Here is a 22,129-nt window from a genome sequence, read left to right as displayed (position 1 = left end):
AGCGGACTCCTTTTATTATTTCCGTACCAGAACGCAAAGCGAGCGCGCGGCCTGGTGCCAGGCGGGCAATACCGCCCGTGAGTCTTCCTGAGTGAACGGGGCGACAACCTGCCAATCGCCTTCCGGCAACCTCATCTCCGTCGTTTGCGGCGTGGCGTTGACCAGCAACAGCCAGCGCTGCGACAGCAGGATCTGCATGAGCAGCTCGCCCCGCTCCCACTGCTGCGCGTCGAGCGGCTGGCCTTGCGCGTTCAGCCACTGCACGCTGCCGTCGTCCTGCTGCCACCAGTGGTCCTGCTGCAGCGCGGGGATCTGGCGGCGCAGCGCGATCAGCGCCGCGACGTAATCGGTCAGCGCGTCATCCGCCGTGGCCCAATCGAGCCAGGTGGTGGCGTTGTCCTGACAATAGGCATTGTTGTTCCCCTGCTGGCTGTGTCCCTGTTCATCGCCGGCCAGCAGCATCGGCGTGCCCTGGGACAGCAACAGCGTGGCGAGCATCGCCCGCTGGCTGGCCCTGCGGCGTTGCACAATGGCGTCGTCGGCGACCAGGCCTTCCACGCCGTGGTTGTTGCTGAAATTGCGATCGCTGCCGTCGCGGTTGCCCTCACCGTTCGGCTGATTGTGTTTCTCGTTGAAGCTGACCACGTCCTGCAGGGTAAAACCGTCATGCGCGGTCAGCATGTTGACGGTGGCGTAAGGCGCCCGCCCGCGCTGGTTGTACAGATCGCTGGAAGCGGCAAAACGCCGGGCGAACTGGCCGAGCGACACGCCGCTCTGCAGCCAGAAACGGCGCATGTCGTCGCGGTAATGATCGTTCCATTCGGCGAAGCGGCCGGGAAATGCCCCCACCTGATAGCCGCCGGGGCCAACGTCCCAGGGTTCGGCGATCAGCTTGCAGCGCGACAGCAGATCGTCCGCCAGCATCGCCTGGAACAGCGGCGCATCGCGATCGAACCCCGGCGTGCGGCCCAGCACGCTACCCAGATCGAAGCGGAAGCCGTCGACGTGGCACTCCCGCACCCAAAAATGCAGGCAATCCATCACCCAGGCTACGCCCTGCGGCTGATCCAACCGCAGCGTGTTGCCGCAGCCGGTGTCGTTGACGTAGTCCCCTTCGGGCGTCAGCCAGTAATAGCTCAGATTATCGATGCCGCTCAGCGACAGCATCGGCCCATCCCTGTCCAGCTCGGCGCTGTGGTTGAACACCACGTCAAGGATCACCTCAATGCCGGCTTGGTGCAGCGCCTTGACCGCATCGCGAAATTCGTTGAGCGGCGTGGCATCGGTGCTCAGGCTGGCGTAGCGGTTGTCCGGCGCATAGGGCGCCAGCACGTTATAGCCCCAGTAGTTGATCAGCCCCAGCCGCTGCAAGCGCGGCTCGGAGGTATGCTGTTGCACCGGCAGCAGTTCCAGCGCGGTAATGCCGAGGCGTTTGAAGTGGGCGATCATCGCCGGGTGCCCCAGCGCGGCGAAACTGCCGCGCAGCGCCGGTGGGATCTGCGGGTGCAGCAGCGTCAGGCCGCGCACGTGGGCTTCGTAAATCACCGTCTGCCCCCAGGGCGTGGCGGGCGGGCGATCGTCCTGCCAGTCATACTGTTCGTCCACCACCACGCACTTCGGCATCAGCTCGGCGCTGTCGTGCGGGTCCGGCTGCTCGTAACCGCCGTGCAGGTGCGGGTGGTCCGCCACCGGCCCTTCCACCGCGCGCGCGGCCGGATCGAGCGCCAGCTTGTTGGGGTTGAAGCGCTGCCCGTTCGCCGGATCAAACGGGCCGTAGACCCGGTAGCCGTAACGTTGCCCCGGCCTGCCGCCCGGCAAATAGCCATGCCAGATATCGCCGCTGCGCGCCGGCAGCGGCAGGCGCACTTCGCGCTGCTGGCCGTCGAACAGACACAGCTCCACCCGCTCGGCATGCGCCGAGTACAGGGTAAAGTTGATGCCTTCGCCGTCATACTGCGCGCCCAGCGGCGCGGCGCGGCCAGCCGTCAGCTCGGTCATGGCGCCTCCCGCAGCAGATAAATGGTCGACAATGGCGGCAACGTCACGCTGATAGAGAAATCGCGGCCATGGCTGCCGACCGTTTCGGAAGAGACCCGCCCCTGATTGCCGGCGTTGCTGCCGTGATAGTGATGCGAATCGGTATTGAGGATCTCGCGGTAGTCACCGGCGCGGGAAATGCCGATGCGGTAGCGATAGCGCGGCACCGGGGTAAAGTTGCTGATGGCGATCAGCTCATTGCCCTGCGAATCGTAGCGCGCGAAGGCAAACACCGAGTTATCGTGATCGTCGACCACCAGCCACTCGAAGCCGTCCGGCCGGTAGTCGCGCTCGTACAGCGGCGCCTGCTGCCGGTAGCAGTGGTTCAGATCGCGCACCAGCCGCTGAACGCCGTTATGCCAGTTATCCAACCCTTCCAATAAATGCCAGTCGAGGCTGGTATCGAAATTCCACTCGCGCCCTTGCGCGAACTCGCAGCCCATAAACAGCAGCTTTTTGCCCGGATGCGCCCACATAAAGCCGTAATAGGCGCGCAGGTTGGCGAACTTTTGCCAGGCATCGCCCGGCATACGGTCTAGGATCGATTTTTTGCCGTGCACCACTTCATCGTGCGAGATAGGCAACACGAAGTTCTCGGTATAGGCGTACAGCATGCCGAAGGTCATCTGGTTGTGGTGATACTTGCGGTGCACCGGATCGCACTTCATATAATTGAGCGTGTCGTGCATCCAGCCGAGGTTCCATTTGTAGTGGAACCCCAGGCCGTTGGCGTCCGGCGGCAGGGTGACGCCGGGATAGTCGGTGGACTCCTCCGCCAGCGTCACCGCGCCCGGCTGCGCCTGGCCGATAGTCTGGTTGGTATAACGCAGGAAGGCGATGGCCTCCAGGTTCTCGTTGCCGCCGTAGTAATTCGGCACCCACTCGCCGTCGGCGCGGCTGTAATCGCGATAGATCATCGACGCCACCGCATCGACCCGCAGCGCGTCGATGCCGAAACGCTCCAGCCAATACAGCGCGTTGCCCGCCAGGTAGTTGCGCACCTCGTGACGACCGTAGTTGTAGATCAGCGTATTCCAGTCCTGATGGTAGCCCTCGCGCGGATCGGCGTATTCGTACAGCGCAGTGCCATCGAAATTCGCCAGGCCGTAGGCGTCGCTCGGGAAGTGCCCCGGCACCCAGTCGAGGATCACGTTGATGCCCGCCTCATGCGCCGCCGCCACAAACGCCCTGAAGTCGGCCGGCGTGCCGAAACGCCGGGTCGGCGCATACAGCCCCAGCGGCTGGTAGCCCCAGCTGCCGTCGAACGGGTGCTCGTTGACCGGCAGCAGCTCGATATGGGTGAACCCCATGTCCTTCACGTAGTCGATCAGCTGCACCGCCAACTCGCCGTAGCTGAGCCAAAAGTGGTTATCGGTGTGGCGACGCCATGAGCCGAGATGCACCTCGTAGATGGCGATCGGCTGGTCAAAATCGTTGGCGCGGCGGCGCGCCGGCGTCGACGGCACCACCTCCGGCAGCGGCGCCACCAGCGAGGCGGTATCCGGGCGCATCTGCGCCTCGAAGGCGTAAGGATCGGCTTTCAGTTGGGTATTGCCATAGCAATCGACAATTTCATACTTGTACAGCTGCCCGGCCCGCACGCCGGGCAAGAACAGCTCCCAGATGCCGTTCTCACGCCGCAGACGCATCGGGTGGCGGCGGCCGTCCCAGAAGTTGAATTCCCCCACCACCGAGACGCGCTGCGCGTTGGGCACCCAGACCGCAAAGCTGACGCCGTCGACGCCATCCAGCGTGACGAGGTGAGCGCCCAGCCGTTCATAGGGGCGCAGGTGCGTGCCTTCGGCCAATAACCAGCTGTCGATATCCTGCAGCAGCGGGCCGAACCGGTAGGGATCGTCGACGATCTGTTGATGATCGCGCCAGCTGACCTGCAGCTGATAGCGGAAAGGATTTTTGCGCCGCGGCACCACCGCGCTGAAGAAACCGCGCGGATCGTCGCAGTTCAGCTGCACCAGCCGCCGGCCGGTTTGCTGTTCCACCAGCCAGACTGCGCCGGCGTCCGGCAGCAGCGCGCGCACCTGCAGACCGTTATCGGTCGCATGCATGCCAAGCAGAGCGAAGGGATCGGCGTAATGGCCGGCGATGATCTGATCAATCACGTCACGATCGGGAAGTACAGGCATAGTCTTCTTCCTTAGATTAACAGCATGATCTAAGCACGGCTTGTTGATTATTCCTTGGCCGTTTTGGTCATCATGCAATGCATTCGGACTCTAAAGCGTGATTGCGGTCGGTTATTGACCAATCTTTACTCTGCCGACCTGAATTTCGCTCTTTATGCTTATTTTTTGAAATATTTCAGTCATGGTGAAAAATTGTCCACCCATGCGTTAAGCATAGCCAATGTCTGTTAAAAACTGCTCAGCATTGCTCAGGAAAATTCTTCATTAAGAAAACTGCCAGCCTGGCGGCGTTTGCATGCGGCGGCTGACGAGGAGATAGGCGGGAGCCCGCCCATTGAAACGAGGCTGGCGATGACGCTGCCCGACGCGGTGCGCGGCGAACAAAAAAGCGGAAAATAAGGCATTAGGGGGCTGAAAGCAGCCAGCCCCCTGGAAGTGCGGGTTTACAGCAGGATGCGCAGCATGCGGCGCAGCGGCTCGGCCGCGCCCCACAGCAGTTGGTCGCCCACGGTGAACGCCGACAGGTACTCCGGCCCCATATTCAGCTTGCGCAGACGGCCGACCGGCGTATTCAGCGTACCGGTCACCGCCGCCGGCGTCAGTTCGCGCATGGTCAGTTCGCGGTCGTTCGGGATCACGCGCACCCAGTCGTTGTGCGTTGCCAGCATCTGCTCGATTTCCGGCAGCGACACGTCTTTTTTCAGCTTCAGCGTGAACGCCTGGCTGTGGCAGCGCAGCGCGCCGACGCGCACGCACAGGCCATCGACCGGGATCACGCTGGCGGTATTCAGGATCTTGTTGGTTTCCGCCTGGCCTTTCCACTCTTCGCGGCTCTGGCCGTTGTCGAGCTGCTTGTCGATCCACGGGATCAGGCTGCCGGCCAGCGGCACGCCGAAGTTATCGGTCGGCAGTTTGCCGCTGCGGGTGGCCTCGGTCACCTTGCGTTCGATATCCAGAATCGCGGAGGCCGGGTTCTGCAGCTCTTTCGCCACGTCGGCGTGCAGCATGCCCATTTGGGTCAGCAGTTCGCGCATGTGGCGCGCGCCGCCGCCGGAGGCCGCCTGGTAGGTGGCGACCGACGCCCACTCCACCAGATCGTTGGCGAACAGGCCGCCGAGCGACATCAGCATCAGGCTGACGGTGCAGTTGCCGCCGACGAAGGTTTTGATGCCTTTGTCCAGGCCCTGCTGGATCACCGCGTGGTTGACCGGATCCAGGATGATGATGGCGTCGTCCTGCATGCGCAGCGACGAGGCCGCGTCGATCCAGTAACCCTGCCAACCGCTGGCGCGCAGCTTAGGATAAACTTCGTTGGTATAATCGCCGCCCTGACAGGTAATAATGATATCGAGCGTGCTCAGCGCGTCGATGTCATACGCATCCTGCAGCGTGCCCTGCTGGCCGCCGAAGGCCGGCGCGGCGGAACCGTGCTGCGAGGTAGAGAAAAAGACCGGGCGAATGGCGTCGAAATCGCGCTCTTCCGTCATGCGTTGCATGAGAACCGAGCCGACCATTCCGCGCCAACCGATGAAACCAACGTTTTTCATAATATCTGTGTCCCGCCCGGATAAGGGCTTATTAGGTGATAACGAGTTGTGTGCAATATCTCCTCACCTTACAAAATGTCGGCGCGGGCGCAAAGTGAATTTATTCGATGGCTGGGGATTTCTCAGCAATCCTTCTTATAGGCAAGGACGCGGCCGGAAAGGCCGAGGCGTTTTCCCGATCACGAGGTCACCATGACAGAGATGATTTCCGCTACGGTATTGCTGTTTTTAATTATGGATCCGCTGGGCAATCTGCCGATTTTCATGTCGGTGCTCAAGCACCTGGAACCGCGCCGCCGCCGGGTGGTGCTGATCCGCGAGCTGCTGATCGCCCTGCTGCTGATGCTAATCTTTCTGTTCGCCGGCGAGAAAATTCTGGCGTTCCTCAACCTGCGCACCGAAACCGTCTCCATTTCCGGCGGCATCATCCTGTTTCTGATCGCCATCAAGATGATTTTTCCCTCGCAGGAGGGGAACAGCTCCGGGCTGTCCGCCGGCGAGGAGCCATTCCTGGTGCCGCTGGCGATCCCGCTGGTGGCCGGGCCATCGATTCTGGCGGCGCTGATGCTGCTGTCGCACCAGTATCCGCATCAGCTGCCGCATTTGGTGGCGGCGCTGCTGATCGCCTGGGGCCTCTCTGCGGCCATTTTGCTGATGTCGAACCTGTTCCTGCGCCTGCTGGGCAGCAAAGGCGTCAGCGCGCTGGAGCGGTTGATGGGGCTGATTCTGGTGATGCTGTCGACCCAGATGTTCCTGGACGGCGTGCGGGCTTACATGAAGCTGTAGGCGCCTGGCGGCGCCGACAACGGTCCGCGCTTAGCGGGCGGTAACGCGGCGAATATAGGCGAGCGTATCGGCAACCACGTCGTCCAGCGGCTGGTTGATGTCGATCGCTTGCACATCCGGCTCCTGCTCGCCCGGCTCTTCCAGCGTGGCGAACTGGGAAATCAACATCTGCGGCTTGAAGAAGTGACCTTTGCGCTGCTTCAGGCGCTCCTCGATCACCGCCTTGTCGCCTTTCAGGTAGAGGAAATGCAGGTTGAGATTGCCGTCGCGCAGGCGATCGCGATAGCTTTTCTTCAGCGCCGAGCACACCAGCAGCGACACGTCGTTGGTGCGCTGCATGGCGAAGATGGCGTCGTTCAGAGCCGCCAGCCACGGCGCGCGATCGTTGTCGTCCAACGCATGCCCGGAGGACATTTTGATGATGTTGGCGCGCGGGTGCAGGTAGTCACCATCCAGCATGGCGGCGTTGGCCTCGTGAGCGACAGCGCTGGCCACGGCGGATTTGCCGCTGCCGGAAACGCCCATCAAAACAAATACGTGATTCTGCGGATTACTCATTGTGTCATGCCCTTATGGGAACTGGCGCGCGCGCGCCAAATGCGTCCCTACTGATAAAGATACTCTGGAACGCCGGCGCCCCGCAGGGCGCCGGATAAAGATTATACGACCGTCGCCAGCAGCAGACAGCCCACCAGGCCGCACACCGAGATAATGGTTTCCAGCACCGACCAGGATTTGATGGTTTCCATGATGCTCAGGTTGAAGTACTCCTTGAACAGCCAGAAGCCCGGATCGTTGACGTGCGAGAAGATGACGCTGCCGGAACCGACCGCAATCACCATCAGCTCAGGGCTGACGCCGGTGGTGGCGATCAGCGGCGCCACGATGCCGCCGGCGGTGATCGCCGCCACGGTGGCGGAACCCAGCGCCAGACGCAGCGCAGCGGCGATCGACCAGGCCATCAGGATCGGCGAAACGTTGCTGCCTTCCATCAGGCCGGCGATGTACTTCTCAACGCCGCTGTCCACCAGCACCTGCTTGAAGGCGCCGCCGCCGCCGATGATCAACAGCATCATGGCGATGATTTTAATCGAGTCGGTGATGGTGCCCATCACTTCATCCATGGTACGGCCACGGTTCAGGCCGAAGGTGAAGATGGCGATCAGCACGGCGATCAGGGTCGCCATCACCGGGTCGCCGAAGAACTCGGCGAAGCGCAGCAGGCTGTGGCCCTTCGGCAGCACCATTTCAGCGACCGCGCGCAGCGCCATCAGGATCACCGGCACCAGCGACGTGGCAACGCTGACGCCAAAGCTCGGCATCTCCGCGTCGGTAAAGGTTTTCGGGTTGTACAGACCTTCCGGCACCGGCTTGTCAATGCCTTTCAGGAAGCGGGCATAGACCGGGCCGGCCAGGATCACCGTCGGGATCGCCAGCAGCGTGCCGTACAGCAGGGTTTTACCCATGTCGGCATGGAAGATGGTGGCGATGGCGGTCGGGCCTGGGTGCGGCGGCAGGAAGCCGTGGGTCACCGACAGCGCGGCGGCCATCGGCACGCCGACGTACAGCAGCGGGATACGCGCGGAGGCGGCGATGGTGAACACCAGCGGCAGCAACAGCACGAAGCCCACTTCGTAGAACAGCGCGAAGCCGACGGTGAAGCCGGTCAGCACCACCGCCCATTGAATGTGTTTTCTGCCGAACTTGTCGATCAGCGTGGTGGCGATGCGCTGTGCGCCGCCGCAGTCCGCCAGCAGTTTGCCGAGCATGGCGCCGAAGCCCATGATCAGCGCCAGGCTGCCCAACGTGCCGCCCACGCCGGCCTTGATGGAGCCGATGACCTTATCGACCGGCATACCCTGCGCGATCCCGACCGCCAAAGCAACCAGAACCAGAGAGATAAAGCCGTTCAGCTTGAAGCGGATCATCAGCAGCAGCAGCAGCGCTACGCCGCCTGCAACAATCACTAATGGCATAGTTTTTCTCCAACCTTTTATCGCGACTCTCTTTACAATAGGCGTAAAGCGTGCGGTTGTTTTATTTTTAGGCTCTTTCCCGGTGTTTAAGAAGAGCTGTAGGTGTTGTTGAGTCAGAGGTTCAGTCTTGCAGCAAGATGACCGCGCACTCGTTGTTACCGGTATCATGATACCGGTAACAACATGAGCGCCGGAACCGGGTAACCGGCTAAAATTCGCGTTCTGGGACAGAGATCAAACTTATGCCGGCAACGAGAGGCGGGCTTACAGGCGGGATAACCAGCGCGCCTCAGGGCGCGCTGTAAAAAGAAAGAGTGTTAAAACAGAACGTTAAAATGGCTCAGATGCTGCCGCCGGGGATCACGGTGAAACCGACGTCCACCATGCGCGGGCACACCGTTTCGCCGCGCAGCCGGGCCAGCAAGCGCTCGGCCCCGATCTGGCCCATGCGTTCGCGCGGCGTCAGCACGCTGGCCAGCTTCGGCACCATCACCTGGCCGATGTCATGGCCGTGGAAACCGGCGATCGCCATGTCCTGCGGGATCGACAGCCCTTGCCGCTGGCATTCGAAGGCCGCGCCGATCGCCAAGTCATCGTTGGTGCAGAAGATACTGTCGATCTGCGGGTAGTCACGCTGCGCCTGGCGCAACAGCTCGCCGCCGGCGGAATAAGAGGAAGAACGCGCGGTCATGATGCTGTACGGCTCCAGGCCGGATTCACGCATCGCCTGCTCATACCCCTGCTGCTTGATGATGGTACGCTCATCCTGACGAGCGCCGAAATAGACCACGTGACGGTGGCCGTGCGCGATGATCTGCTGGGTCATCTGGCGCGCCGCCTCGAAGTTGTTGAAGCCCACCGCCAGATCGATGCACGGCGAGACGCAGTCCATCAGCTCCACCACCGGAATGCCCGCCACCTCGATCATTTTCAGGGTACGCGGCGTATGGTGGCGCTCGGACAGGATCAGACCGTCGATATTGTAAGACAACAGCGAGGTCAGACGCTCTTCTTCACGTTCCGGCAGGTAGCCATAGTGCGCCAGCATGGTTTGGTAGTTGTGCGCGTCGGTCACGCTTTCGATGCCGCGCAGCACTTCGGCGAACACCTGGTTGGTCAGCGACGGCAACAGCACGCCAATCGCCCGGCTGGTGGCGTTGGAGAGGATATCCGGCGCGCGGTTGGGGATGTAGCCCAGCTCATCCAGCGCGACGGCGATTTTTTGCTGCAGGGCGGCGGAAACCTGGTCGGGATTGCGCAGATAACGGCTCACCGTCATCTTGGTCACGCCCACCTTGTCCGCCACATCCTGGAGTACCGGCCGTTTTTTCTTCATTATCAATGAACTGACTAACCGTGAATGGGCAGCCATTTTAGCAAAAAAAACGGCGGGCCGATATTGTCGGTTATGCGACGGCCAACGCAAAAAGGGCTCACACCGTGAGCCCTTCATACGCTGACAAAGGGGGAAAAAGCGTGGTTTTTCCCCCTTTGTGATGATTAGCCGAAAATCAATAAATTGATTTTCCTTGTTTTTATATGCTGGCGGCGTCAAGTCAGGCAACATCGTCAGACGTGTCATTAACCTCAAGGGCTCACATCGTGAGCCCTTGAAATTTACCGCTTAATCACACCGGCGGCAGATCGAACAGCAGGATTTCGCTCTCTTCGTCGGCCAGGATCGTCAGCGCCGATTCATCCCACACCGCGAACGCGTCGCTGATGCCGGCGGCCTGGCCGTTGACCGAGACCTTGCCGCGCACCACCTGGATCCAAACGCGACGGCCAGCGGCGATCGGGCATTCCCCCTGCTCACCTTTATTCAGCGCCCAACGCGACAGCGTCATATCCTGGAACACCTTCAGCGAGCCGTCACGCGCATCCGGCGACAGCACCAGCTGACGGCCCTGCGGCGCGTCGAACATGCGCTGCTCGTAGCGCGGCTCCAGCCCGACCTGATCCGGGATGATCCAAATCTGGTACAGGTGCAACGGACGATCCTGATTAGCGTTGTACTCAGAGTGACGCACCCCGGTGCCCGCACTCATGATCTGGAATTCGCCGGCCTGGATCTGCTCCTTGTTGCCCATGCTGTCCTGATGTTCCACCGTACCGCTCAGCACGTAGGTCAGGATTTCCATGTCTTTATGCGGGTGAGTACCGAAACCCTGCCCTGCGTCGATCACATCTTCGTTGATCACTCGCAGCGCCGAGAACCCCATAAAGTTCGGATCGTAGTAATCGGCAAATGAGAAGGTGTGCCAGCTATCCAGCCAGCCATGATTGGCGTGGCCGCGGTCTTCCGCTTTACGTACATAAATCATTTTCAACTCTCCTCAATGTTTTTTTACAGTCTAGTCCTGCCAGCAGAATAAGAAAGCGTAAAAAACTCATGCCTCTGTTCAAAAATTTCGATGGAATGAAACAGCGGATGGGCAGCGGATTTGTTGAAAGCGGAACCGGCTGAAAAAGGGCAAAAAAAAAGCCAGCACCCGAGCTGGCTAAGTAAACACTGGAAGCAATGTGAGCAATGTCGTGCCTTCGCAGCGAGAGTATCAAGGATTGATGCCCTCCCCGGAACGCATCGCAATAATAATCATTATCATTCGCACCTGTAAAGCGTTTTTTTTGACCCGTTCAAATAATATTGACTCAAGGCAGTAAACGGATAAATTCAGAGGTTATTCAACCGGTAAGCAAAAGGAGCAGCGAGATGAGCGAGATCGTGATACGCCACGTGGAAACATCGGATGCGCAGGCTCTGCATCATCTTTATTCTCAGACGCCCGTCTACCGCGATACGCTGCAGCTCCCGCTACCGTCCGTCGAGTCCTGGCAAAAACGCCTCGCCAACCCCGAACCGGGCATGCATAACCTGGCGGCCTTCGTTGACGGACAGCTTGTCGGTCAGTTAGCCGTGATGCTGAATCAGCGCGTTCGCCGCCGCCACGTGGCCACCTTCGGCATCGGCGTCGATCCGCGCTACCACGGTAAAGGCGTCGGCAGCCGCCTGATGCAGGCGATGATCGACCTGTGCGACAACTGGGCGGCCATCGAGCGCATCGAACTGACGGTGTTTACCGACAACCCGGCGGCCATCGCGCTGTATCGAAAGTTCGGTTTTGAGATTGAAGGCACCAGCCGCGCTTTCGCCATTCGCGACGGCGTGCTGGTCGATGCCTACCATATGGCGCGTTTTCGCTCCGGGCAGCCGCGCGGCGATGCGTGATCTCATCCCCCCGCAGGGGCCGCTGCGCCGGCCCCTGAATATCAACCGCCGAACCTTTTTACACGCGCTGGCCGGCCTGACCGCCGCCGGCATGTTCTCCCCCTTCACCCCATTAGGTGCCGCTATGCCAACTTCCGCCGCCGGGCGCCCTGGCGCCCGCAACCTGATTACCGATGTGCCCGGCCTGAAGGTCGGCGTGGCGCAGGACAGCCGGGTGCGCACCGGCGCGACGGTGATCCTGCCGGACAGCCCGGCGATTGCCGCCGTAGACGTGCGCGGCGGCGGCCCCGCCACCCGGGAAACCGACGCGCTGGGTGAAGACAATTTGGTACAGACCGTCGATGCGTTGACGTTCAGCGGCGGTTCGGTATACGGCCTGGCGGCGGCGGACGGCGTCGCGGCCTGGCTCGGGCTACAAGGCAGAGGCTATGCGCTGCGGCCGGATCCCGGCGTGCCGGTCTCACCTATCGTGCCCACCGCCTGCCTGTACGACCTTGCCAACGGCGGCGATAAAAACTGGCAGCTCACGCCGCCGTATCGCCAGCTGGGCATCGACGCGGTCGGCAAGGCTGGTTTGGACTTTCCACTGGGCACCGTCGGCGCCGGCTACGGCGCCATGACCGGCATGGGCAAGCTGAAAGGCGGGCTCGGTTCGGCATCGATCGTTGCCGCCAGCGGCGCTACCGTCGGCGCACTGGTGGCGGTCAACAGCCTGGGAGCGGTGGTGGCGCCCGGCACCCGTGCCTTCTGGGCGACGCCCTATGAAATTGACGGTGAATTCGGCAACGGCGGCGCGGCGGCGCTGGCGCAACTGCGCGCGCAGGGCGAAGACTGGATGGTGCAAGAGCCGCAGGGCGGCAGAAAGAACACCACCCTGGCCTGCATCGCCACCGATCTGGCGCTGACGCGGGTGGAGTTGAAACGGGTGGCCATCATGGCGCAAGACGGCATGGCGCGCGCTATTCGCCCGCTGCACAGCCCGTTTGACGGCGACGTGGTGTTCGCCCTGTCCACCGGGCAGCGCGAGGTACAGGGCAGCCGCGAACTGGCGGTGCTGCAGATCGGCGCGCTGGCGGCGGACACCCTCGCTCGGGCGATCGCCCGGGGCGTATACGCCGCCACGCCGTGGCCGGGCAGCCAGGTCACAACCTGGCAAACGCTCGGCGGCTAACGCGCCGCCATCAAAAAAGGGGCGCCGGCGGCGCCCCTCGATCTTTATTGCCCCCCACCGCCTAAATGCCGGCGGTTTCCCGAATATAACGGCGCGCCTTCACCGCATACTCGAACGGGTTGGCCAGCGCCGGATCCTGCTCGGCCTCCACCACCATCCACCCTTTGTAACCGCGCTCGTCCAGCAGCTTGAACACCGGCCTGAAGTCGATCACGCCATCACCCGGCACGGTGAAGGTGCCCTTCTTCACGCCGTCGAGGAAGCTCAGCTTGTTGGCCTTCACTTCCGCCACCACCTCATCGCGCACGTCCTTCAGGTGGACATGGTTGATGCGCGGCAGATACTTCTCCAGGATCGCCATCATCGCCTGTTGGCTGCCTTCCGAATAGTAGGCGTGGCCGGTATCGAACAGCAGGTAAACGTCGTCGTTGACCATGCTCATGTAGCGATCGATTTCGGCCGTGGTCTGAATGCCGGTGCCCATGTGGTGGTGCAGGCACACCTGCATGCCTTTATCGGCGGCGATCTTCGCCAGCTCGTTGTAACCGTCGGCCACGCGCTGCCACTCTTCATCGCTGAAGTACGGCTTCTCTTCGAACACGCCTTTGGTGGTGCCCTGAATGCTCTTGCTCTGCTCGGAGCAGCCAATCACCCTGGCGCCCATGGCATGCAGGAAATTCATGTGGTTGATAAATTCATCAATGGTTTTGTCTTTCTGGCCGTCGGCGAAAAAGGTGCTGAACCAGGCGTTGCAGATCTGGATGCCGCGAATATCCAGCATCGGTTTCAGCACCGCCGGATCGCGCGGGTATTTGCTGCCCACTTCGCTGCCGGTGAAACCGGCCAGCGCCATTTCACTGACGCACTGCTGGAAGGTGTTCTCCTTGCCCAGATCGGGCATGTCGTCGTTGGTCCAGCCGATCGGCGCAATGGCCAATTTCACGTTGTCTTTATTCATGGTTTGCCTCGGTCCTTGCAGGGCCGCCGGTACAAACGCCGCCGGCGAGCCGAATCAGATTATTTGCCCAACAGCTCTCTTTCGATGCGTTCTCTGGTCGCCACCGCCTGGCTCGGCATCTTTTCCGGGTAGCCGAACAGCGAGGTGCAGATGATCGATTCGCCGCCGACCTTGAAGCTGCGGTTGGCAAATTCCATGTCGCGCAGCGTCTGGAACAGGGCGTCGAAATTCACCTCGCCTTCGCCGATGCCGACGTGCTGGTGCACCGCGGCGTCAACGCCCGGCGGGTTGACGATATAACGGCAATGCTTGGTGTGATTCATGGTGTCGGCGATCAGCACGTGGGAAAGATCGTCCCCGGCGTACTGCAGCATGCCGGCTACGTCACCCTGCCCCTTGTCGTAGTAGAAGGTGTGCGGCACGCTGTAGAGGTATTTGACGTGGTCGCTGCGCAGCGACTTCACCAGATCGGCGGTTTCGTTGCTCAGCTCGCAGAAGTCCCACGGATGCGACTGGATCTCCATACGAATACCCTCGCGCTCAACGATCGGCAGCAGCTCCTCCATCGAGCGATACCACAGCTCCTCGCAGATCTCCGGTTCGTTGGGATTGCCGGCCAGCTCGGTGTTGATCACCTGCACGCCCATTTCCACCGCGATTTCGATCATCCGCCGCCAGTTTTTGACCGCCGCCTGGCGGCGATCTTCCCCCGGACCGGACCAGCGATACACCACGATAAATGAGGAGATCTCCACGCCGGTCGCTTTTAGGGCGTTTTTATACTCCGCCATGATTTCGCGGCTGGCCTTCGGATGTTTGTAAAACGGGTTGATCTGCGGGTGCGGCGACTGCTCGATGTATTTGTAGCCCCAGTCCGCCACCTGCTGAACCATTTTGGTGACGCCCAAATCCCGGATAACGTCGACATCAAAAGCGATCTTCATGGTCACTCCTCTGCAATCGTGGTTACGCGCTGCGAGCGGTTATTTGCCGTAAAACGCCGGGCGCGCCGGCAGGGTCACCGGCACGATCTCGCCGCTGAGCTGGGCCGCCACGCAGGCGTCGGCGGTCACTGCGGCGGCGTAGCCGTCCCAGGCGGAAGGCCCGGTCAACTTGCCCGCGGCTACGTCGTTGATGAAGCCCTGCAGCTCGACGTCATAGGCATCGATAAAGCGATCCTTCCAGTCGGTCAGGATTTCGGTCGACAGGCGGGCGCCGCTGCGCATCTGCACCGAGGACGGTTCCGGCAGTTTGGCGATGCCGGTTTCCCCCACCACTTCGCACTGAATGTCGTAGCCGTACTGGCAGTTGACGAAGATTTCGACGTCGATGCGCGTCCCCTTGGCGGTTTCAAACAGCACAATTTGCGGATCTTTCAGGTGCGGGAACGCCTTCGGGCTCTTGCGTGGGAACACCACCTGCACCGACACATAGTCGTCGTCGAGCAGCCAGCGCAGCACGTCGATTTCGTGGATCAGGGTGTCGGTGATCGCCATATCGGTGGTATAGGCCTCGCCGACCGTCGGATTGCGGTGCGCGCAGTGCAGCATCAGCGGCTCGCCGATCTGGCCGCTGGTCAGTACCTGTTTCAGCGCGCGATAGCCCTGGTCATAGGGGCGCATGAAGCCGACCTGCACCAGCCGTTTGCCGTGCTTCGCTTCGGCGTCGACGATGTTTTTGCAGCCCTGCGCGGTCACCGCCAGCGGCTTCTCGCAGAATACCGGTTTGCCGGCGGCGATGGCCGCCAGCACGAACTCTTCATGACTCGGCCCCCAGGAGGTGACCAGCACCGCCTGCACGTCGGCGGCCTTGATCAGATCGTGGCCGTTGTCATACACCCGCGCATCCAGCTGCAGATCGCTCACCACCTTGGCGGCGTTGTCGCGGTTGATGTCGTTCACCGCCACCACGCGGGCGCCCTGCAACACTTTGCTGCAGCGACGGATATGATCGCGGCCGATGGCGCCGGTGCCGATAACCCCAATGTTCAATGTCATTTTCGCTACCCTCGAGATTAATGTATGAAAACGAATCAGTAATCGCGCGCCTTATCGATGTTTTCCTGCAGCTTGCGCGCCACTGCGACGATTTTTTCGCTGTCGGCCACCTGAGCGCCGCCCACGCGCCACCAGCTGAGATACTTGTGCACCATGGTCTTCGGCAGCACCTTGATGTCCAGCAGCGTGGACACGGTTTGCCTGCGGGCGTCGGCCAGCGCGTCGAGCAGCTGCTGCTCGGTAGTGACGCGATAGGTTTTACAGCCGTAAGCCGCCGCCAGCATGGCGAAATCGACCGGCACCAGTTTGCCGTCGAGCTTGCCGCCCTGTGGATTGCGGAAGCGGAATTCGGTGGTGTAGCTGTCCATGCCGTGTTCCATCTGCAGGTTGTTGATGCAGCCGTTGGTCATGTTGTCGAACAGCACCACGTTGATCTTGCAGCCTTCCTGAATCGAGGTGACCAGTTCGGAATGCAGCATCATGAAGGCGCCGTCGCCCACCATCGCGTACACCTCGCGCTGAGGCTCGGCCAGCTTGACCCCCAGCGCGGCGTTCACCTCGTACCCCATGCAGGAGTAGCCGTATTCCACGTGGTAACCGTGCTCGCCGCGGTTGTGCCACACCCGCTGCAGATCGCCCGGCAGGCTGCCGGCGGCGGCGACGATCACGCTGTCCGACGGCAGCTCGCGGTTCAGCACCCCCAGCACCCGGCTTTGCGTCATCGCCGAGCCGGTCTCGGCGATAAATTCGGCGAATACCTGCTCGCGATCGAGGTGATCGTCTATCTCCGGCACAAAGTCTGCGCCGCTGTATTCCACCGCGTAAACGCGCTCGGTCTCTTCGCGCTGGGCACCACGCGCCGCGGCGATGGCGTCGCCCCAGCCGGCGCGATAATCGGCCTGCGCCAGCAGCGCGCCCAGTGCGTTCAGGGCCTCGCGGGCGTCCGCCAGCACCTGCACGCCGTCGAGCTTGCCGGCGTCGAAGGCGCTGACGTTGATATTGAGGAAGCTGACGTCCGGGTGTTGGAACAGCCATTTGGACGAGGTGGTGAAATCGGTGTAACGGGTGCCGACGCCAATCACCAGATCGGCCTGCCGGGCCAGCGTGTTGGCCGCCAGGCAGCCGGTTTCGCCGATGCCGCCGAGGTTGAATTCATGGTCGCTCGATACCGTGCCTTTACCGGCCTGGGTCTCGGCGAACGGAATGCCGAAGCGCTCGGCGAATTCGCGCAGCGCTCGCCCGGCCTGCGAGTACTTCACGCCGCCGCCGCACACCAGCAGCGGTTTGCGTTTGGCCGTCAGCAGCGCCAAGGCGTCCGCCAACATGCCGTCGGTCGCCGGGCGGCGATCGAGCCGATGCACGCGCTTTTGGAAGAAATAGTCGGGATAGTCGTAGGCTTCCCCCTGCACGTCCTGCGGCAGACACAGCGTTACCGCGCCGGTTTCCGCCGGATCGGTCAACACGCGCATCGCATTGATGCAGGCGCTCATCAGCTGTTCCGGGCGCACGATGCGATCCCAGTATTTGCTCACCGCACGGAACGCGTCGTTGGTGCTGATGCTGAGATCGTAAGACTGTTCGATTTGCTGCAACACCGGGTCCGGCTGGCGGGAGGCGTAAACGTCGCCCGGCAGCAGCAATAAAGGAATGCGGTTGGCGGTGGCGGTGGCCGCGGCGGTGATCATATTGGCGGCGCCGGGGCCGACCGATGAGGTGCAGGCGTAAATTTGCCGGCGCAGCTTCTGTTTGGCGAAGCCGATCGCCGCATGGGCCATCCCCTGTTCGTTGCGGCCCTGGTGCACCCGCAGATCGCCGCTATCCTGTTCCAGCGCCTGCCCCAGCCCCAGCACGTTGCCGTGGCCGAAAATCGCGAAAATGCCCGCGACGAATTTGGTTTCCACGCCGTCGGCCAGCAGATACTGGTTATCGAGAAATCTGACGAGCGCCTGCGCCATGGTTAACCTGATCTTGCCCATTTACCCACCCTTTAGATTAAGGGCCGCCCCGGAAAGCGCTCATGCCGAGCCGACAATCCCGTGTTTGTGTTACGCGGCGGCAGCTATTATCTTGAGCAGGCGATGCCCGCGCTGCTCACGAAGTCGACAACCTGAAACGTGAAGCGATTATAAACAAATATATTTTTCATAAAATCACATTACAGAAGAAACATTTCATTTTGCGATAAAGATCGCATATTACATGAAAAGCCCGTTTCATCTCGTGGTTCAGCCTTCATGGGCTTCGTGCCGCGCACCGGCCGATAAAAGTCGTTGGCACATGGGCTGACAGCCTTTTCCTCTGCCCTCACCTCCCTTTTATGTTCGGCCCCGGCGGCCCTTGCGCAGCCGATTCATCGCCTTTTCCCACGCCTCTGTCGATGTTTTAAACGCATCACATTTTTGGGGTGTAAATTTCATTTCATATTGAAATTGAAATTTTCATTCCCCATACTGTCCCCATGCTTCCTGCAGGGCGCCACGCTCGGGCCGCCGCCGGAGTTTTGCTTAACAGAAGGAAACGGGTATGGCTACACAACAAAAACAGCTTGATGTCATTTGTCTCGGGCGCATCGCCGTCGATTTCTATGCTCAGCAGATCGGCGCGCGTCTGGAAGACGCCGGCACATTCGCCAAATACCTCGGCGGCTCTTCCGGCAACGTGGCCTACGGCACCGCCATTCAGGGGTTGAAATCCGGCATGCTGGCCCGCGTCGGCGATGAACACATGGGCCGCTTTCTGCGTGAAGAGCTGCAGCGCGTCGGGGCCGATACCCGCTGTCTGATCACCGACAAGCAACGATTAACCGGCCTGGTGATCCTCGGCATCAAGGATCAGGAAACCTTCCCGCTGATCTTCTACCGTGAAAACTGCGCGGACATGGCGCTGACGCCGGACGACATCGACGAGGCCTACATCGCCTCCTCGCGCGCGCTGGCCATCACCGGCACGCACCTGTCGCACCCGAACACCCGCGCCGCGGTGCTGAAGGCGCTGGAGTATGCGCGCCGCCACGGCCTGCGCACCGCGCTCGACATCGATTACCGCCCGGTACTGTGGGGGCTGACGTCGCTGGGCGACGGCGAAACCCGCTTTGTGGAATCAGACCAGGTAACCCGCGAACTGCAGGAGGTGCTGCACCATTTCGATCTGATCGTCGGCACCGAAGAGGAATTTCATATCGCCGGCGGCAGCACCGACACGCTGACGGCGCTGAAAAACGTGCGCCGGACTACCGCGGCCACGCTGGTGTGCAAGCGCGGCGCACAGGGCTGCTCGGTGTTCGAAGGTGAAATCGCCGACGACTGGGCGCAGGTGAAGCTGCACGCCGGTGTGCGGGTTGAAGTGCTGAACGTGCTGGGGGCCGGTGACGCCTTTATGTCCGGACTGCTGCGCGGCTACCTGAATGATGAGGGCTGGGAGCAGGCCTGCCGCTACGCCAACGCCTGCGGCGCATTGGTGGTTTCGCGCCACGGCTGCGCGCCGGCGATGCCGACCAAACGGGAGCTGGACGACTACCTGCAGCGTGAACAGCAGGTCACGCGCCCGGACCGCGACGCACGCCTGAACCACCTGCACCGGGTCACCACCCGCAAGCAACAGTGGCCGGAACTGTGCGTGTTCGCCTTCGATCACCGCAAGCAGCTGGCGGACATGGCGCGCGAAGCCGGCGTCGGCGAGGAACGCATTCCGCGCCTGAAGACCCTGCTGCTCACCGCGGCGCAACAGGCTGCCGCGCAGGCCGGCCTCAACGGCAACAGCGGCATTCTGGCCGACACCACCTACGGGCAGGCGGCGCTGAACGAGATCACTGGCCAGGGATGGTGGATCGGCCGGCCGGTGGAGCTGCCCAGCTCGCGCCCGCTGCGCCTGGAGCACGGCAATATCGGTTCGCAATTGATCGACTGGCCGCAGGAGCACGTGGTGAAGTGCCTGGTGTTTTATCACCCGCAGGATGCGGAGGAACTGCGCCGCGAACAGGATGAGCTGATCGCCGACGTCTACCGCGGCTGCTGTAAATCCGGCCACGAGCTGCTGCTGGAGGTGATCCTGCCGGACAGCAACGCCGACAAAGACGAACGCTATTACCTGGAGATGATTGAGCATTTCTACCAGTTGGGCATTCAGCCCGACTGGTGGAAACTGCCACCGCTGAGCGCAGAAAACTGGCGGCAGGTCGGTGCCCTGATCGACACCTACGATCCCTTCTGCCGCGGCGTGCTGATCCTGGGGCTCGACTCCCCGGAGGCGGTGCTGAAGGCGGGCTTCGCCGCCGCCGCGGATGCGCGCTGGGTGAAAGGTTTCGCCGTCGGCCGCACCATTTTCGGCCAACCTTCGCGCCGCTGGCTGCAGGGGGAAATCGACGACGCGGCCCTGATCGAGCAGGTGAAACAAAAATACCTGACGCTGATCGGTTTCTGGCGCCAGTACCGTCCGCAGGCGGGCGGCGCGCACTGACAGCGACAGCAGGTTCACGTCCCCTTAAAGCCATTTCGCCGCTTTAAGGGGATTTTTTTGCCCCTTTTCTGTGAAGTCGCGCAATGTGCGATCGAATAAATCGCTTTTTGAGGAAATGAAATTTCCGCTCCGTCTGTTAAAATACCCTGTCAATATTTCAGGCATCAGGCCAATGCGCCTTCACCCCACTGCGAGCCGAATGGATGAACAACCCAACTCAACTTTCGCTGTTACAGGACGAGATCCGCCACCGTTATGAAACGCTGAGCAAGCGTTTGAAGCAGGTGGCGCGCTATATTTTGGATAACAGTAACAGCATCGCTTTCGATACCGTTGCCTCCATCGCCGCACAGGCCAGCGTGCCGCCTTCCACCCTGATCCGTTTCGCCAACGCCTTCGGCTTCAGCGGCTTCAACGAAATGAAGCAGGTGTTCCGTCAGCATCTGATGGAAGAAACGGTGAACTATACCGAGCGCGCGCGCCTGTTCCGCCAAACCTCTACCGACGACAACGTCGCGCCGGAGAAGCCGGCGGAGATTCTCAACGTATTCACCATGGTCAATGCGCAGGCGCTGCAGCAGCTGGCGATGCAGATTGCCCCCGAGCAGTTGGATCGCGCCGTCGAACTGCTCAACAACGCCGAAAACATCTACGTGATTGGCCTGCGCCGCTCGTTCAGCGTCGCCTCCTACCTCACCTATGCGCTGCGTCATCTGGAGCGCCGCGCATTTCTGATCGACGGCCTGGGCGGCATGTTCACCGAACAGCTGAGCATGGTGAAACCGAAAGACGTGGTGATCGCCATCAGCTATTCGCCGTACGCCCGCGAGGCGGTGGAACTGGTGGAATTGGGCGCCAAGCGCGGCGCGCAGCAGATCGCCATCACCGACAGCCAGGTCAGCCCGCTGGCCGCGTTCAGCGACGTCTGTTTCGTGGTGCGTGAAGCTCAGGTGGACGGGTTCCGTTCGCAGGTGGCCTCGATGTGCCTGGCGCAAACGCTGGCGGTCTCGCTGGCGCTGAATAACGCCCGGGACGAGTAAGGCGGATGTGAACGCGCCCGACAGGCTCGGGCGCGGCGGAATTATTGCAGCAACAAATAGCGGTAGAGCGCGCTTTCCAGATCCTGCTTCATGCTGATGAAAAGCAGAATCTCCACCGTTTGGCCGTCGTAGTCATAGATGACGCGGTATTCGCTGTCGGGATCCAATCGTTCGTGCAACCGCACTCCCATGCCCGCCAGCACGGCGTTGAAGCGGTAGCGGGCGGGATCGTCGGCAATTGCCGCGAGGGACGATAACAACAGATTGTCCACGAACATCCCGGCTGCGACGGCCCCTATCGTTCCGCTCTTATAAGACTCGATGTCTTTCAGGCTCCATTCCGCCGCCGGCGCGACGGTAAAACGTATTTCCTGGGGCATCCTGCACCTCGGGTCTATTTCCGCGCGTCACGCAGCCGCTGCAAGGTTTCTTCGGGCGACAGACCGCGCTGATTTTTAATCTCTTGCTTCGCCATCATAGTCAGTTTCAACAACGCGTTGGACTGGCGCTCGAGATTGCGTTCCCGTATTTCGGCCTCTCTCTCAGCCGCCGTTTGCACAAACAGCTCGGCAACACCATTTTTTGTGACGTAAACCCCGCCTTCAAACAGATCGGGCGAACCTAATCCTTCGCGCGCCGCTTTTTGAGACATGGTGGTTGTCATAATTTTTCCTCCTGTGTACCGGCATTCTCACTGCATAACAGCGGTTCGTTAGATTCACTCAGCCAGGGAGCAATCGCGTGCGGACAGGTTATCATTTGAGCAAGACAGAGGGCAAATTTAGGTCA

The 22,129-nt window shown here is 61.3% G+C and carries 18 protein-coding genes; 5 read left to right on the top strand and 13 right to left on the bottom strand.

Annotated elements, in window-relative coordinates; genetic code table 11:
* Positions 1-15 precede the first annotated feature (15 nt).
* The 3 genes from glgX to asd form a co-directional block, all read right to left on the bottom strand.
* The gene (gene glgX, locus ACJ8OK_RS20205) at positions 16-1,998 is read right to left on the bottom strand and encodes a glycogen debranching protein GlgX (protein ID WP_103687558.1); all 1,983 of its coding nucleotides are present in this window, start codon (positions 1,996-1,998) and stop codon (positions 16-18) included.
* Positions 1,995-4,181 (bottom strand): 1,4-alpha-glucan branching enzyme, encoded by a 2,187-nt coding sequence (gene glgB, locus ACJ8OK_RS20200; RefSeq protein WP_442530905.1) that lies wholly within the window; start codon positions 4,179-4,181, stop codon positions 1,995-1,997. Before glgB ends, glgX begins: the two co-directional genes overlap by 4 nt.
* 443 nt (positions 4,182-4,624) lie before the next feature.
* On the bottom strand, positions 4,625-5,728 hold the full coding sequence (gene asd, locus ACJ8OK_RS20195) for an aspartate-semialdehyde dehydrogenase (protein WP_442530904.1): 1,104 nt from the start codon (positions 5,726-5,728) through the stop codon (positions 4,625-4,627).
* Positions 5,729-5,920: 192 nt separating this feature from the next.
* Between asd and ACJ8OK_RS20190 the strand changes: the two genes are divergently transcribed.
* A complete protein-coding gene (locus ACJ8OK_RS20190; protein WP_025159894.1) occupies positions 5,921-6,514 on the top strand; it encodes a YhgN family NAAT transporter in 594 nt (197 codons plus the stop codon).
* A gap of 30 nt (positions 6,515-6,544) precedes the next feature.
* On the opposite strand, the gene gntK is transcribed toward ACJ8OK_RS20190, so the two are convergent.
* From gntK to ACJ8OK_RS20170, 4 genes are all read right to left on the bottom strand, one after another.
* A complete protein-coding gene (gene gntK, locus ACJ8OK_RS20185) occupies positions 6,545-7,072 on the bottom strand; it encodes a gluconokinase (RefSeq protein ID WP_442530902.1) in 528 nt (175 codons plus the stop codon).
* A gap of 101 nt (positions 7,073-7,173) precedes the next feature.
* Entirely contained in the window at positions 7,174-8,490 is a 1,317-nt protein-coding gene (gene gntT / locus ACJ8OK_RS20180; RefSeq protein ID WP_004930830.1) for a gluconate transporter, read from the bottom strand.
* 340 nt (positions 8,491-8,830) lie between these two features.
* Complete coding sequence (gene gntR, locus ACJ8OK_RS20175) at positions 8,831-9,826, bottom strand: gluconate operon transcriptional repressor GntR (RefSeq protein ID WP_004930833.1); 996 nt, start codon at positions 9,824-9,826, stop codon at positions 8,831-8,833.
* A 292-nt stretch (positions 9,827-10,118) separates the two neighbouring features.
* Entirely contained in the window at positions 10,119-10,814 is a 696-nt protein-coding gene (locus ACJ8OK_RS20170; RefSeq protein ID WP_442530900.1) for a pirin family protein, read from the bottom strand.
* A gap of 389 nt (positions 10,815-11,203) precedes the next feature.
* Between ACJ8OK_RS20170 and ACJ8OK_RS20165 the strand changes: the two genes are divergently transcribed.
* Positions 11,204-11,719, top strand: a complete 516-nt coding sequence (locus ACJ8OK_RS20165; RefSeq protein WP_060557884.1) for a GNAT family N-acetyltransferase — start codon at positions 11,204-11,206, stop codon at positions 11,717-11,719.
* Positions 11,712-12,890 carry a P1 family peptidase gene (locus ACJ8OK_RS20160; protein ID WP_033631891.1) on the top strand — a complete coding sequence of 393 codons (1,179 nt, stop codon included), beginning with the start codon at positions 11,712-11,714 and terminating at the stop codon, positions 12,888-12,890. Before ACJ8OK_RS20165 ends, ACJ8OK_RS20160 begins: the two co-directional genes overlap by 8 nt.
* A gap of 61 nt (positions 12,891-12,951) precedes the next feature.
* Here ACJ8OK_RS20160 and iolE read toward each other — a convergent pair whose 3' ends face one another.
* Genes iolE through iolD form a run of 4 tightly spaced genes read right to left on the bottom strand, consistent with a single transcriptional unit; the run spans position 12,952 to position 17,821 of the window.
* Positions 12,952-13,848, bottom strand: a complete 897-nt coding sequence (gene iolE / locus ACJ8OK_RS20155) for a myo-inosose-2 dehydratase (RefSeq protein WP_015379329.1) — start codon at positions 13,846-13,848, stop codon at positions 12,952-12,954.
* Between the two features lie 59 nt (positions 13,849-13,907).
* Entirely contained in the window at positions 13,908-14,792 is an 885-nt protein-coding gene (locus ACJ8OK_RS20150) for a sugar phosphate isomerase/epimerase family protein (protein ID WP_004930845.1), read from the bottom strand.
* Positions 14,793-14,831: 39 nt separating this feature from the next.
* Complete coding sequence (locus ACJ8OK_RS20145) at positions 14,832-15,845, bottom strand: Gfo/Idh/MocA family protein (protein ID WP_004930848.1); 1,014 nt, start codon at positions 15,843-15,845, stop codon at positions 14,832-14,834.
* Between the two features lie 35 nt (positions 15,846-15,880).
* Positions 15,881-17,821, bottom strand: coding sequence for a 3D-(3,5/4)-trihydroxycyclohexane-1,2-dione acylhydrolase (decyclizing) (gene iolD, locus ACJ8OK_RS20140; protein ID WP_442530897.1), 1,941 nt, complete (start codon positions 17,819-17,821; stop codon positions 15,881-15,883).
* 547 nt (positions 17,822-18,368) lie between these two features.
* On the opposite strand from iolD, the gene ACJ8OK_RS20135 reads away from it, so the two are divergent.
* A complete protein-coding gene (locus tag ACJ8OK_RS20135) occupies positions 18,369-20,300 on the top strand; it encodes a bifunctional 5-dehydro-2-deoxygluconokinase/5-dehydro-2-deoxyphosphogluconate aldolase (RefSeq protein WP_033631888.1) in 1,932 nt (643 codons plus the stop codon).
* Between the two features lie 203 nt (positions 20,301-20,503).
* A complete protein-coding gene (locus ACJ8OK_RS20130; protein WP_004930856.1) occupies positions 20,504-21,340 on the top strand; it encodes a MurR/RpiR family transcriptional regulator in 837 nt (278 codons plus the stop codon).
* A gap of 41 nt (positions 21,341-21,381) precedes the next feature.
* Here ACJ8OK_RS20130 and ACJ8OK_RS20125 read toward each other — a convergent pair whose 3' ends face one another.
* Together ACJ8OK_RS20125 and ACJ8OK_RS20120 are read right to left on the bottom strand one after the other, a co-directional pair.
* Positions 21,382-21,720 (bottom strand): type II toxin-antitoxin system RelE/ParE family toxin, encoded by a 339-nt coding sequence (locus ACJ8OK_RS20125; protein WP_004930859.1) that lies wholly within the window; start codon positions 21,718-21,720, stop codon positions 21,382-21,384.
* Between the two features lie 14 nt (positions 21,721-21,734).
* Positions 21,735-22,004 carry a hypothetical protein gene (locus ACJ8OK_RS20120; RefSeq protein WP_004930864.1) on the bottom strand — a complete coding sequence of 90 codons (270 nt, stop codon included), beginning with the start codon at positions 22,002-22,004 and terminating at the stop codon, positions 21,735-21,737.
* Positions 22,005-22,129: the final 125 nt, after the last annotated feature.

Source organism: Serratia sp. CY71090, assembly GCF_052166845.1.
In the GTDB taxonomy this organism is placed as follows: domain Bacteria; phylum Pseudomonadota; class Gammaproteobacteria; order Enterobacterales; family Enterobacteriaceae; genus Serratia; species Serratia nematodiphila.
Note: the sequence above shows the minus strand (reverse complement) of the source record. Positions and strands in the feature narration are given on the sequence as shown.